Origin of the sequence: Corynebacterium sp. zg-331 (assembly GCF_014267345.1) — a bacterium.
GTDB lineage: Bacteria > Actinomycetota > Actinomycetes > Mycobacteriales > Mycobacteriaceae > Corynebacterium.
This window is the reverse complement of the sequence record NZ_JACMYD010000001.1, coordinates 221,831-235,580: the sequence shown is the minus strand read 5'-3', so window position 1 is coordinate 235,580 and position 13,750 is coordinate 221,831. Positions and strand designations below refer to the sequence as shown.

At 61.3% G+C, this 13,750-nt stretch carries 11 protein-coding genes; 1 reads left to right on the top strand and 10 read right to left on the bottom strand.

What is annotated here, in order from left to right; all coding sequences use genetic code 11:
• Positions 1 to 6: 6 nt before the first annotated feature.
• The 10 genes from H7347_RS01185 to H7347_RS01140 form a co-directional block, all read right to left on the bottom strand.
• The gene (locus H7347_RS01185; RefSeq protein ID WP_152820535.1) at positions 7 to 972 is read right to left on the bottom strand and encodes an ROK family protein; all 966 of its coding nucleotides are present in this window, start codon (positions 970 to 972) and stop codon (positions 7 to 9) included.
• A gap of 57 nt (positions 973 to 1,029) precedes the next feature.
• A complete protein-coding gene (locus H7347_RS01180) occupies positions 1,030 to 2,160 on the bottom strand; it encodes a glycosyltransferase family 4 protein (RefSeq protein ID WP_152820533.1) in 1,131 nt (376 codons plus the stop codon).
• Between the two features lie 20 nt (positions 2,161 to 2,180).
• The gene (locus H7347_RS01175) at positions 2,181 to 3,389 is read right to left on the bottom strand and encodes an NlpC/P60 family protein (RefSeq protein ID WP_227658937.1); all 1,209 of its coding nucleotides are present in this window, start codon (positions 3,387 to 3,389) and stop codon (positions 2,181 to 2,183) included.
• Positions 3,390 to 3,667: 278 nt separating this feature from the next.
• Positions 3,668 to 4,318 (bottom strand): C40 family peptidase, encoded by a 651-nt coding sequence (locus H7347_RS01170; RefSeq protein WP_186337083.1) that lies wholly within the window; start codon positions 4,316 to 4,318, stop codon positions 3,668 to 3,670.
• Between the two features lie 697 nt (positions 4,319 to 5,015).
• The gene (locus H7347_RS01165) at positions 5,016 to 6,635 is read right to left on the bottom strand and encodes a cytochrome bc complex cytochrome b subunit (RefSeq protein ID WP_152820529.1); all 1,620 of its coding nucleotides are present in this window, start codon (positions 6,633 to 6,635) and stop codon (positions 5,016 to 5,018) included.
• Complete coding sequence (locus tag H7347_RS01160) at positions 6,635 to 7,855, bottom strand: ubiquinol-cytochrome c reductase iron-sulfur subunit (RefSeq protein WP_152820528.1); 1,221 nt, start codon at positions 7,853 to 7,855, stop codon at positions 6,635 to 6,637. Before H7347_RS01160 ends, H7347_RS01165 begins: the two co-directional genes overlap by 1 nt.
• Complete coding sequence (locus H7347_RS01155; RefSeq protein WP_186337082.1) at positions 7,852 to 8,739, bottom strand: cytochrome c; 888 nt, start codon at positions 8,737 to 8,739, stop codon at positions 7,852 to 7,854. The genes H7347_RS01160 and H7347_RS01155 overlap by 4 nt, the downstream gene beginning before the upstream one ends.
• 70 nt (positions 8,740 to 8,809) lie before the next feature.
• Positions 8,810 to 9,424, bottom strand: coding sequence for a heme-copper oxidase subunit III (locus H7347_RS01150; RefSeq protein ID WP_186337081.1), 615 nt, complete (start codon positions 9,422 to 9,424; stop codon positions 8,810 to 8,812).
• 468 nt (positions 9,425 to 9,892) lie between these two features.
• Complete coding sequence (locus tag H7347_RS01145) at positions 9,893 to 10,324, bottom strand: cytochrome c oxidase subunit 4 (protein ID WP_152820526.1); 432 nt, start codon at positions 10,322 to 10,324, stop codon at positions 9,893 to 9,895.
• 17 nt (positions 10,325 to 10,341) lie between these two features.
• Positions 10,342 to 11,418 carry a cytochrome c oxidase subunit II gene (locus H7347_RS01140; RefSeq protein ID WP_186337080.1) on the bottom strand — a complete coding sequence of 359 codons (1,077 nt, stop codon included), beginning with the start codon at positions 11,416 to 11,418 and terminating at the stop codon, positions 10,342 to 10,344.
• 391 nt (positions 11,419 to 11,809) lie between these two features.
• Here H7347_RS01140 and asnB point away from each other — a divergent pair, with 391 nt between their 5' ends.
• Complete coding sequence (gene asnB / locus H7347_RS01135) at positions 11,810 to 13,732, top strand: asparagine synthase (glutamine-hydrolyzing) (RefSeq protein ID WP_152820521.1); 1,923 nt, start codon at positions 11,810 to 11,812, stop codon at positions 13,730 to 13,732.
• The last annotated feature ends 18 nt before the right edge of the window (positions 13,733 to 13,750 follow it).

Sequence of the window (13,750 nt, the reverse complement as noted above, 5' to 3'; positions counted from 1 at the left end):
CGGCCGTCAGCGGGCGGCGAGCGCCCGCGCCAGATCGGCTACGCCAATCATACCCGCATCGGCCCCTAATTCTGCCGTCGCTACGCGGGCCAACGGGCGGTAGCCTGTGCCCACGATCTGCGAGGAAAACTGTTCCGTGGCCTGATCCAGGTAGAGGTCGGCGTCTCTGGATACGCCGCCGCCCAGCAGGATCAGCTCGGGATCTAGAATATCCGCCACAATGGACAGCCCCGTGCCCAGCCAGGAGGCAAACTCCTCCACCACCGCCATGCCCGCGTCGTCACCCTGCCGTGCGGCCCGCATGATACACGGCCCATCCACCGAGCTCGGATCGCGGCGCACCCGGGCGGCCAGGGCCGAACCCGAGAACCTGCGCCGATGCACCACCTCAATAGCGGAATCCATCAGGGCCGTGCCCGAGCAATAGCGTTCCAGGCAGCCCAGCTTGCCGCACGGACACGGCCGTCCCCCCGGCACCACCGTGAGGTGGCCAAACTCCGGCGCCGTACCGTGGGCGCCACGAAAGATCTCGCCGTGGGTCATCAGCGTCGCCCCGATGCCGGTGCCCACGGCGAACAAAACCCAGGTCTCTACGCCCCGGGCCGCACCAAAGCGATACTCCCCCCAGGCCGCGGAGTTGGCATCGTGTTCCAACCGCACGGGTAGGCCCAATCGTTCCTCCAACAGGGAGCGCACCGGGGCATCACGCCAGGGCAGATGCGGTGCGAAGCGCACCACCTCGCAGTCGGGGTCGAGGAAGCCCGCCACGGCCACGCCCACGGCAGCGATCTCGTGCTCCCGACGCAGCAGGTCCACCAGGTGTGCGATACCGCCGCTGAGTCCCTCGGCGTCGCGCGGCGAGGGGAGCGAACGAGCGTCGATAATGCGTCCATCGACATCCACCACCCCGGCGCGCATGTTGGTACCGCCGATGTCGAAGCCCACGGTGAGGTTGCTCGACGTATCGGTCATGGCTTCTCTCGCCTCCGTCAGACCGGGTTCTAGGTAACCCTCTCAGTATAGGGGACGCTAGGAATCACACAGAAGCCGCCGGAGGCGGGCGGACATGAGCTCCCAGGACCAGTTCTCCTCCACGTAGCGGCGCCCCGCAGCCCCCATCCGCGTGCGGTGAGAGGCACTACCCACCACGTCCACGAGGGCTTTCGCCAGATCCACGACGTCATTTCCGCGCACCACGCGCCCGGTATCCGGGCGCACCGTCTCCGGCGCACCACCGGAATCCCCAGCGATCACCGGCACGCCGCACGCCTGGGCCTCTAAAAAGACGATACCGAGCCCCTCCACGTCGAGGCCCTTACCGCGGGTGCGGGCCGGCACCGCCGCCACATCCGCCGCAGCCAACAGATCCCGCATCTCCGAAAAAGGCAGGCCGCCGGTAAAAATCGCGGTCGGATCGTAACGGTGCGCCAGGATTCGCAGCGTGCTTTCATATCTGCCCTGGCCCACGATCACCAGTTGCGCCTGACCCAACGCGGCGCGCACCCGCGGCATGGCACGCAGGAGCTGATCCTGCCCCTTGCGCGGCACCAATCGGGAGACACAGACAATCAAGGGGGTCTCATGCCCGATCCCCCATTGGTCCCGCACTCGGGTCCTCCGGGCGGCATCGATAGGGCAAAACACCCCCACGTCCACGCCCGAGGGCATGTGAACAAAGCTCGGCCCCGACCCGAAGGCCCCACGCAACCTCCGCAGGGTGTAATCCGAGATATAGGTCACCACATCGGCGTGATTGCCGATCGCGCGCAGCACCCGCCGTCCCCCGGGGATCATCGACCACCCCACCTCGTGCCCATGGGTAGTGGCGATCACCCGACGCGCACCCGCGCGCTTCGCCGCGCCGCCCATCACCGCCAAGGGTGCCGCCGCCCCGAACCACACGGTGGTGATCCCGTATTCCTCGATCAGCTCCCCCATCCGGCGCACGGTCGCCCGAGTGGGCAGCATAACCCGGTGCGGCCACCGGATCACCTCGTAGGGCACTGCGGCGTCGTGCTCCCGCGCCTCCCCTTCATTCTGCGTGGAGGCGAAAACTACGACCTCGCTCGGATCGAGGCGGGAGACAAAGTCCCGCAGATACGACTGAATCCCACCCACGCGGGGCGGGAAGTCATTGGTAACCAGGAGCGTAGTGGCCATGCTCCTACCTTAGCCCGGGCTTAAAAGCGCACCGCCCCCGCCCACGGCATGGAGTCCACGTCCACCACCTGCACAGGAATACCGTAGTCCGAGGCATGCACGAGCTTACCGTCACCGATGTACAGGCCCACGTGCGTCACGCCGGGATAGTATCCCACCACATCACCGGGCTGGAGCTGATCACGGCTCACCGGGGTTCCGCCGGCCAACTGGGACTGCGAGGTGCGCGGGATCGTCATGCCCTGCTGCTGATAAGCCCAGTAGATCAGGCCCGAGCAGTCGAAAGCATCCGGGCCCGTGGCGCCCCAGCTATAAGGAGCACCGATCTTCGACAGGGCAGCCTGCACCGCTCCCGCGGCCTTACTCGAGGAAGCACCGACCGACTGCGGGGCATCGGAGCTGTTCGGGGCTGGTATCGACGGCCCCTGCACCGACGTCGGCTCGGCCTCCGGCGCCGCCTCCGGGGTGCTCAACTCCTCCACGATTTCCGTGACCGTGGTCGCCAATGAAGAGGACAGATCGGCCGCCTCGGCGTTCTCCGGGGCCTCCTCGACGGTCTCGGCGATCGTTTGGCGCAGTCGCGCGGTAAACGCATCCAGATCCACGATCTGGGGATTATTCTTCGCCTCCCAACGCTCGCGCTCATCCTTCGTGAGGGCATCAATGCGCTCCTTGACCTTGGCGACCTTGGCCTCCAGTTCCTCCTTTTCCGCGCGCAGCCCCTCCAGGGCCTCCTCCAGCTTGGCCCGCTCGTATACGGCCCCCGCGGCCTCGTCTTCCGCATCCTTCTGCGCGGTCAGCGCCTCCCTACTCGCCGCCTGAAGGTTTTTCATTACCACATCGGCATTGCGCGACAGGGTGCCCAGGTAGGAAGCTCGATCGATGGCGTGCTGCGGGTCATCCGCACCAAGGGCGCTCACCTCTCGATTCAGGTTCGACAGGCGATACCGAGAACCCGCCAGCCTATCGAGCTCCTCCTTCGCCTGCTCCCACTTCGACTTCGCCTCCTGTGCGGCCTCCTGAGCCTTATCGGCGGCCTCTTGAAGGGCGTCGACCTGTTCGGTTTCCTTGTCCAACTCCTCCTCGTGCTGCTTCACTTCCTCGTTCTTGGCCGCGGCGTCGCGGGAAAGCTGCTCCATCGAGGCGATCAGATCATCGGTTTCATCGGCATACGCCACCGAAGCTCCCCCCACGGTGAGGGCGAGAACCGTGCCAGTACTAATAAGCAAGCGCTGAGTGTAGCTCGCAGTGTGGTGTGGTTTGAACACTCTATGTACTCCAGGCGAAGAGAGGAGGATGGATATAACGAAAAGAACTATAGTCGCACAGGGGGCTTCTTGCCTAGTGGGAAGATCGAAAAATTTTATTGGTCTTGCCGGTCCATACCTCTGATCCCATCCCGACCATCCGCACGAAACAGCCCATAGACAAAGGCCCCGACCACCCCCAAGCGGGATAGTCAGGGCCTGCATACGATGCGGAGGGCTGACCGCCTCCTCGCGATGCGCTAGAAACGCACCGCCGAGTGGAAGGGCATCATATCGAGCGGCCGCTCCCCCACCGGGATCCCGGAATTCAGGGCGTCGATGATCATGCCGTTACCGGCATAGATACCCACGTGCGAGGCACCACCGTAGAAGGCCACGATGTCACCGGGCTGCAGATCCTCGTAGGCCACCGGGGTGCCCGCGGAGGCCTGGGCCTGGGAGGTACGCGGGATAGCCTTGCCAACCTGGGAGTACACCCAGGAGGTGAAGCCGGAGCAGTCAAAGGCATTCGGACCGGACGCCCCGTAGACGTAGGGGGAACCGATCTTGCTGCGAGCTACGTCCACGATGCTCTGCCCCACGGAGGAAGCCGGAGCGGGAATAGCGGCACTGCGATCCTCCCCCAGCGCAGAGGTGGAAAGCTCCGAGACGGCAGCCGGAGTGAACTCAGCACTCTGAGCCCCCTGATCGAAAGAGGCAATGTTCTGCACGAAGTCATAGCCCGGGATGATCCCCAGGTCCGGCAGATCGACGGAAAAATCGGTGCTGGGAACCGTGAAGCTGGCGGCGTTGGCCGCTGCCGGGGCCACCACGGTGGCACCCACGGCGAGGGCGGAGGCGGCGGCAAAACGGCGAGCGGTGGCATTTTCCTGCCGACGGTGCTTAGTCACGAATGAATCTCCACATCTTTCTGTCAATGCCTACCGGTCACACTGAGGGTGAGAAGGATACTCCCCACCCGAGGGGCAAGCCCCACGAGCGAGCAGTCCCCCCCGGCCCCTGAAGGGAAGTCTGCTTCCCTTCAGGGTTCGGCTTTTAGTTTTCAGTTCATACGCTTGCCCCAGGGCCCTGCCCCGCTGCAATGTCTCGATTAGATTACGAAACGGCCACAAACCTTGTCCAACCGCATCGCCGCCACGACGCCGTTACCGAACCGTTACCAAAAAGATGCTGAAAGTTTGCCGAGCGTTCCCCGGCCAGGCCGTTCGGTGGGAAAAATACGAAAGTATCCATTCCTTAGCAGGTCAGAGCGGCCAAAGTGCATGGGGGAGCTGATCCGTCACGACGCTCCCCGCGGCAGAATCCAGCGAGGGAACGAAAGGGAAAATCTAAAATATGACCTTCATCACATGACGGGTAACGCCGTCTCACCTTCCCCTCGCATCACACCCCTTACATCCCCGTATGCGTCTCTCGCTCGGCGCATCACCGTACCGCCTCCCCCATACGCCATCTCCCTACCGGAGCACCCGCACTACACCACGAACCAGTTTCCCTCCGACCCCGTATATATCAGGGGAGGGTTCCCACCGCGGTGGGAACCCTCCCCTGATAAGGCACGGCCGTTATCCAACGGCTACCGGAGGCTTAATGATCAGAATCCCGATCGTGCTTCTCGTTGGCCTTGTTGAGGTTGTCCAGCATCTGAGCTTCCTCGTGATGGTTCTCTCGGGCAATCTGACGCTTGCGCTCCTGAATGCCCTCGGGATCAGCGGAGAAGACGCCGTACGATTCGGAATCCGCAAAGCCCAGTTGATTGAGCTGCTTGGGCACCTTTGCACCCGAGTACTCCAGCGGAACCGCATGTCCGTGCTCGTCCACGCCGCCCAAGGGCTGGTGCACCTCGATAAAGGCGCCGTTAGGAAGCTGCTTGATGACACCCGTCTCAATACCGTGCTCCAGCACCTCGCGGTCGGAGCGCTGCAACCCAATACAGATGCGATACGTAATGAAGTATGCGATCGGCGGCAGAACCAACAGGCCAATGCGGCCCACCCAGGTCATTGCATTCAGCGAAATTTGGAAGTGATAAGCGATCAGATCGTTACCACCAGAGAGGGTCAGCAGGATGAAGAAGGTCAATCCCATCGCCCCCAGACCGGAGCGCACCGGAACATCGCGCGGACGCTGGAGCAGGTTATGGTGCGCATCGTCACCGGTAATCGCCTTCTCGATGAAGGGGTAGGCAAAGAGCAACACGACCATGAGCCCCGCCAACAGAGCCACCCAGAACACGCCGGGAATCGTGTAGTGACCCAGGTACAGCTCCCACGCGGGCATAACACGAGCGGCACCGTCCGTCCACAGCATGTAAATATCCGGCTGCGAACCAGCGGAGACCTGCGAAGGATTGTAGGGGCCAAGCAGCCAAATCGCATTGATCGTGGTCAAACCGGCCATGAGCGCGAGGACACCGGCGGTCAGCAGACCAAAGGCCATGCCCTTGAGGGCAAAGACCGGCATGATGCGCACGCCCACCACGTTTTGCTCGGTGCGCCCGGCGCCCGGGAACTGGGTGTGCTTCTGGTACCACACCAGGGCCAGGTGCGCAGCGATCAGGCCGAGCAGGATTCCCGGGATGATGAGCACGTGTGCGATGTAGAAGCGATCGAGCATGATCTCGGAGGGGAAATCACCGCCGAAGATAAGCCAATGCAACCAGGTGCCGATGATGGGCAGGCCGACGATGATCGCGGACATGATGCGCAGGCCCACGCCGGAAAGCAGGTCGTCCGGCAGAGAATAGCCGAGGAAGCCCTCCGCCATACCCAGCACTAGCAGGGTGCAGCCAATGATCCAGTTCGCCTCGCGGGGGCGGCGGAAGGCACCCGTGAAGAAGATGCGCAGCATGTGCGCAACCATCGAGAACATGAACATCAGCGCGGCCCAGTGGTGCATCTGCCGCACGAACAGACCGCCGCGCACCTCAAAGGAAAGGTTAAGCGCGGTCTCGTAGGCGCGGGACATCTCCACACCCTTCAGGGGGAGATAGGCGCCGTCGTAGATCACCTTCGTGATGGAGGGATCGAAGAAGAGGGTGAGGTACACACCGGTCAGCAGCAGGATGATGAAGCTATAGAGCGCGATCTCACCGAGCATGAAGGACCAGTGCGTCGGAAACACCTTGTTGATCTGCGGGCGAAGCAGACCCGAGATGGTGTACCGCTCATCAACATTTTTGCCAATGTGGGCAAGTTTATTACTCATTATGACTTACGCTCCCAGAATGCCGGGCCAACGGGCTCAACAAAGTTGTCCTTGGCGATGAGGTAGCCTTCCTCGTCCACCGTGATCGGCAGCTGCGGCAGTGCACGGGCGGCAGGACCGAAGACGGGCTTGCCGTAGTGGAGAGCGTCAAACTGCGACTGGTGGCAGGGGCACAGAATGCGGTTGGTCTGCGCCTCGTACAGCGAGGTGGGGCAACCGATATGCGTGCAGATCTTCGAGTAGGCGTAGTAGTCGCCGTAGTGGAACTCCTCCTGCCCCTTGCGCTCGACCACCTTGGTAGCATCCGCAGAGCGCAGTCGGATCAACATCACAGCGTTACGCGGACCGTGAATAGAGTGCATGTGGTTGGTGTAGACGTCGCGCTTGGGGTCGTAACGATCCCCGTCGTTGACGTCGGACTCGGCCAGGGGGAAGACCGTCTCCATCGCCGCAGCGTCCAGGTCCTCGGGACGCATGCGCACCAGGCGAGACACTCCCTCGGTGGTCATGTGCGTGCCAGTCTCACCCTTGTGTTCCTGCGCCACCGCACCGGTGTCACGACCGAGGTACAACTTGACTCCGCTCTCCCTCAGGGTCCATCCGGAGGTCCACAGAGTTCCGTCACCGTTATAGTTCAGCTCGTGACGCTTCCACGGGTTCTTCACCATCCCGCCAAGCGGAGCCACCACTACCAGGCCCGCAAAAACCGCGCCAGCGCCCAGCAGTCCCTGGATCGCCTTACGACGCCCCAGGGTGGACGTCGTCCAGGCATCATTCAGCAGGGCCGTCACCGTGCGACGATCCAGTTCGTCGGACGGCCCATCGTGGCGCTTCTGCACGGAGATTTCTTCGGGAATAAAGGTCTTAACGTACTGAACCGCAAAGATACCCAGGCTCAGGATGGTCAGGCCAGCCGTCACGCCAAGCAACGGGGTGTAGAAAGTGTACGTCCACAATCCCTCATCCCCGAGGCCCTTGTATTGCCAGGGCCAAAACAGGTACGTGGCGAGGAAGCCGACACCCGAAACGACGGCAAGGATAAGCCAGAAGGCCAGGATGCGCTGAGCGCGCTTTTCCGCCGGATCGTTCGGCACCGGGAAACGTTCCTTGCGGTACGCAACGGTGACACCGTCCAGCTCCGTGCCGAGGCGAGCAAGCTCCTCATTGCTCATCGACTTGAGCTGCTGTTCCGTATATTCGTGATGCTTTGCGTTACTCATGAGCGCGTTCCAATCCAGATAGCGGCGGCGATGAGCGCCACGATGCCGACGAACCACACAAAGAAGCCCTCCGACACCGGGCCGAGGCCGCCGAGCGACCAACCACCGGGGCTGGGCGTTTCCTTAGCGGACTTGATGAAGGCGATGATGTCCTTCTTCTCATCCGCGGAAAGCTGACGATCGGAGAACTTGGGCATGTTCTGCGGGCCAGTCAGCATGGCCTGATAAATCTCCTGCTCATTGGCCGGATCCAGCACCGGGGCATACTTACCGGAGGAAAGCGCACCGCCGCGGCCAGTGAAGTTGTGGCAAGAGGCGCAATTCAGCCGGAAAAGCTCCGAACCCCGGGCCACGTCCGCCGGGTCGATCTTGCCGCTGTAATTGGCGCCACGCAGTTCCTCCATCGCAATGGAGCCGTCCGAGTTGTAGACGATCTCCGGGCCACCACCGTTGGCCGCCACGTACGCAGCCATAGCGAGCGCTTGCTGCTCCGTGTAGCGAGGACGCTTACGCTCGGCCTGAGCGTCATTCGACATCATCGGCATGCGGCCGGAGTGAACCTGGAAGTACACCGAGCCCTCACCCACGCCAATAAGGGAGGGGCCACGATCCTCGATGCCCTGCAGGTTCGCCCCGTGACAGGTGACGCAGGCAAAGTCATAAATGTCCTTGCCCTCTTGGATCAGGGCCTGATCGTCGCGGCTAGCGGAAGCCGTCTGGGCGTCGGGAGTGAGTGCGCTGGCCAACACACCAGCGCCCGTCAGTCCGAGGGTAAGCGCCAGCGCACCGCCAGCGGTCCGGCGCATCTTGCGGCGGCTTCGGACCTTCTTACCCGAAGCGGCGGATTCCTGCCGCTCGGTGTTCTTTGGGTTGGTATCCATCATTTCCCTTTTCCTTGTGCGGGTCGTGAACACACGGGATGATCCTGGCGCAGTGAAACCGGATCAGGCTCCCTTAGTGAATCACGTACACGACCACGAACAGACCGATCCAGACGACATCGACGAAGTGCCAGTAGTACGACACCACCATGGCTGCCGTCGCCTGTGCTGGCGTGAACTTGGACTTAGCCACGCGCAGGAGAATCACCACGAAAGCAAGCACGCCAGCCAGCACGTGGGCGGCATGGAAGCCCGTGGTGATGTAAAAGACGGAAGCGAACACGCTGTTCGGGATGGTGACCCCGTGCATGATGAGGTGGGTGTACTCATACCCCTGGAGGCAGAGGAAGATTACGCCCAGCAGGATCGTCAGCGAGTACCACTTGCGCAGCCCATAAACGTCACCCCTTTCCGCTGCAAACACGCCGAACTGCGAGGTCACGGAGGAGGTCACCAGAACCACCGTGATCATCAACGCGTACCACACGTTGAGATGCTCGGCCTGGTGGGCCCAGTCTCCGGACTGACCATTGGCCCGCGACGTAAAGTACATCGCGAAGAGTCCGGCGAAGAACATCAATTCCTGCGACAGAAACACGATGGTACCGACACTGACCATATTGGGGCGGTTCAGCGTCGGAACACGCTGCGGTGCTGCCGTACCTGAGTTTGAAATTGCGCTCGTCACGCCTATTAGTATGACTGGTCAAAGCCAGGAAGTCACCTCGACTCCCCCGCACCTTTTCAGCGCGGGTTGAGCCAAGACTCAGCCATCACACGCAGACGCCACCACCCCCGTCACGGCGAACATCACACCTTCCCCATTCATGCAGGTCACGAGAGCGCATCGACACCTTCACAAAATAGCAGGTCAATCCGGAAAGCACCGCCCCGATGGAGGCGGGTCGCGCGTAAGTTCCCCACAGTTCCCGAAGGTGATATAACTCACCTTTACCCGCCGCGACGCCACGCCGGTATCAAACTTTTGGATAACCCCCGAGCCTCATCCTTTTTATCCATCGTTCCGCGCCCGTCGATCACCCGTCCATCGAACGTGATCATGCGAATTTATGAGAAAACCATTTCTCACATAGAAATAAAATAGGGAAATGCCCCACCGCAATAAGCGGCAGGGCATATAAAACAAATTACCTTCTTAATGCTTTTCCCTCGGCTGACCGTACTGAAGGCTCAGCTTCGCCGTGGTGTAGATGAGCAGCACGGCGCCCAGCGCGATCATCCACCAGTGCAAGTAGATAATCCCCAGACCAAGGACAAGGATCGCGCCAGACATAGCCGCGGGCCAGATCGAACTGGGACTAAAGAAACCCAGGGTGCCCGCCTTGTCTGCAACCTCAGCCTCCTCCCAATCCTCCGGAAGGATGTCCATGCGACGCTCGGTGAAGTGAAGATATCCGCCGAGCATGAGCGTCAAGGCCGAGGCCAAAACCAGACCAACCACACCCGCCCATTCAGTACCGTGACGGTAACCGTCGTCCTGAATATAGGTGGTAGCCAGAATGTAGATGACCGCCATGATGACCATAAAGACGGTCATCGAGTACATGATCTTGGTACTTGATTTCATGATGCAGCTCCTACCCCTTAGGCGTTGTGATCCACGTAGTTATCGCCGTCGCTGGTGTTGCGATCGGAGTTGAACGGATGCGTACTGGTGGCATAGGGAGCCTCACCGATAGCCTTCAGCGCATCCGAGTTCGGAGCACCCGGATTAGCGGTACGGAAGGCCATGTAGTCACGGAACTGATCGGGGGTAACCACCCGCAGTTCAAAGTTCATCATGGCGTGATAAGTACCACACATCTCCGCGCAGCGGCCAACAAAGGCGCCTTCCTTCTCAATCTTTTCCACCTGGAAAGCACGCTGCTGCTGGTTGGACTCCGGGTGAGCGTAGACATCGCGCTTGAACAGGAACTCGGGAATCCAGAAGGCGTGGGAAACATCGCCGGAGGCCAAGCGGAACTCGATCGGGGTCTGGCTCGGCAGCACCAAAACGGGAATCTCTTCCGTAGTACCCAGCGTCTCCACCGTGTTGTAGTTGAGGTAGGACATATCGCGCTTGGACTTGCCGTGGATGGGGTTATTCCCATCGGAGCTCACGCGGGTCTCATCCGCCAGGCGCTGGCGCTCCTCGTTGGTGCCCACATAGTCCTGACCATTGGGCATCAGGGAACCGGCCACCTCGGCGTACCCAAACTTCCAGTTCCACTGGAAGGCGGTGACATCCACGGTCACCTCGGGATTCTTATCCAGCGCGGTGACCTTCTGTTGAGTTTGAACCGTGAAGAAAAAGATGACCATGACGATCACGATGGGCACGGTGGTCAGCACAAGTTCCAGAGGAATGTTGTACTGCGTCTGCCGGGGAAACTCACCCGCACCGTTCTTCTCGGCCCGCTTGGCACCCCATCGGAAGATAGCGGTGAGGAAGAGGCCCCACATGATAAGACCGATGATCCACGCCGCGACCCAGACCCAGACCCAGAAGTTACCCATGGCGGTAGCCTCGGGGGTGATTCCCTGGGGCCACCCCATGCGCAGCAACCGATCCACGGCCTCCGGCGGAGCGACGTCACAGCCAGACAAGGCAAGACCCGCAGCGGTAACGATGCCCCCCAGGGCTACCTTCCGGCCGCGGCCTGCTCGATTTCGCTGTTCCACGTGTGTCTGCCTTTCCTTCCACACAGCTTCCAAGAACCAAGATCGACCAAAGAGGACTGTGGTTCATTCCTAAACAGCAGGATAGCCGATCAGGCTCCTGAAACCACGCTGAACCCCTCCCCCCAGATTCCCAGGGATGGCACAGTTTATCCCCACTCAGGGCGAATATCACTGGCCTAGCCCCTTTTCCCCCTCCCCGCCCAAGGCCCCGATGTGGCGCACCCCTCATCAAAGATCCATCGAAAGTTGTCACCCATTCGGGGAGGGCATCGAGCGCCAAACGCGCCCCGGCCGCCACCTGCGGCATGTGCGGCAAGCAGCCGCTCGTGCCATCATTATTTATAATATATTTTTACTCTCACCCCATCTGTTAAGGAGTAGGCAAAGAATTATGTGCGGGCTTCTTGGTTTCCTGTCCTCCGACGGGAAGGCCGCCGACTTCCTCGATGCCGTGACCGACGCTCTCGTCTGCCAGCGTCATCGCGGTCCCGACGATTCCGAGTCGTGGTCGGATGACGATATCGTCTTGGGATTCAATCGGCTCTCCATCGTCGATCTCGAGCACTCCCATCAGCCTCTACGCTGGGGACCCGAGGACAATCCCGGGCGCTACATGCTCACCTTCAACGGCGAGATCTATAATTACGTAGAGCTACGGGAGGAGCTTCAAGAGGCCGGCTACACCTTCCACACCACAGGCGATTCCGAAACCATCGTGGTGGGCTATCACCACTGGGGAGCGGCCGTCGTGGAACACCTACGCGGCATGTTTGGTTTTGCAGTGTGGGATTCTCAGGAGCGTCGTCTCTTCCTCGCCCGCGATCAATTCGGAATCAAACCTCTCTTCCTCGCCACGACAGATCGAGGCACCGTCTTTTCTTCGGAGAAGAAGTCCATCATGGACATGGCCACGGCCTTGAATCTAGACCTCAGTCTTGACCGCCGCGCCATCGAGCACTACGTGGATCTCCAGTACGTGCCGGAACCAGAAACCCTCAACGTCGGCATCCAGCGCCTGGAGTCTGGGTGCTACGCCACCGTCACCCCGGGAGATGTGCCGCGGATCGAGCGCTACTTCCGCCCTGCCTTCCGTACCTCACCGGTGCCCAGCGGTCAGGAGCAGCAACTCTTCGACCGCATCGCGCGCGTGCTGGAAGACAGCGTGGAAAAGCATATGCGCGCCGACGTCACCGTCGGCTCCTTCCTCTCCGGGGGCATTGACTCTACCGCCATCGCGGCCCTGGCAAAGCGTCATAATCCCAACCTGCTCACCTTCACCACCGGATTCGAGCGCGAGGGGTATTCCGAAGTCGATGTCGCCGCGGAATCTGCGGCCGCCATCGGTGCCGAGCACATCGTCAAGATCGTCTCCCCCGAGGAGTACGTCGATGCGCTGCCAAAGATCATGTGGTACCTCGACGATCCGGTGGCCGACCCCTCCCTGGTCCCGCTGTACTTTGTCGCCGCGGAAGCCCGCAAGCACGTCAAGGTGGTGCTCTCCGGCGAGGGCGCCGACGAACTCTTCGGTGGGTACACCATCTACAAAGAACCGCTCTCCCTGGCCGCCTTCGAAAAAATCCCCTCCCCCTTGCGCAAGGGGCTGCGACACCTCAGCTCGGTACTCCCCGAGGGGATGAAGGGCAAGTCCCTCCTGGAGCGTGGCTCCATGACCATGGAAGAGCGCTATTACGGCAATGCGCGCTCGTTCAATTTCGCACAGATGCAGCGTGTTATTCCCTGGGCTCTCCCCGAGTGGGATCACCGCGAGGTCACGGCCCCCATCTACGCCCAGTCTGGCCGCATGGATCCGGTGGCCAGGATGCAACACCTCGACCTCTTTACCTGGATGCGCGGCGATATCCTGGTCAAGGCAGACAAGATCAACATGGCCAATTCCCTGGAACTGCGCGTTCCCTTCCTGGATAAAGAGGTGTTCCGAGTTGCCGAATCCATCCCCCACGAGCTAAAGATCTCCCACAGCACCACCAAGTATGCCCTGCGCAAGGCCATGGAGCAGATCGTTCCACCGCACGTCTTGCACCGCAAGAAGCTGGGCTTCCCCGTTCCCATGCGACATTGGCTGGCCGGTGAGGAACTCCACGGCTGGGCGCAGGACACGATCCGCGAGTCCCATACCGAAGACATCTTCGATAAGAAAGCCGTGCTCGAGATGCTCAAGGAGCACCGCGATGGCGTCTCCGATCACTCGCGTCGGCTGTGGACGGTTCTCGCCTTCATGATCTGGTACGGGATCTTCGTGGAACGCCGCATCGATCCCCACATCGAGCACAAGGACTATCCCGTGGACATCTAGAAAAGCCCGTGTGTCAAG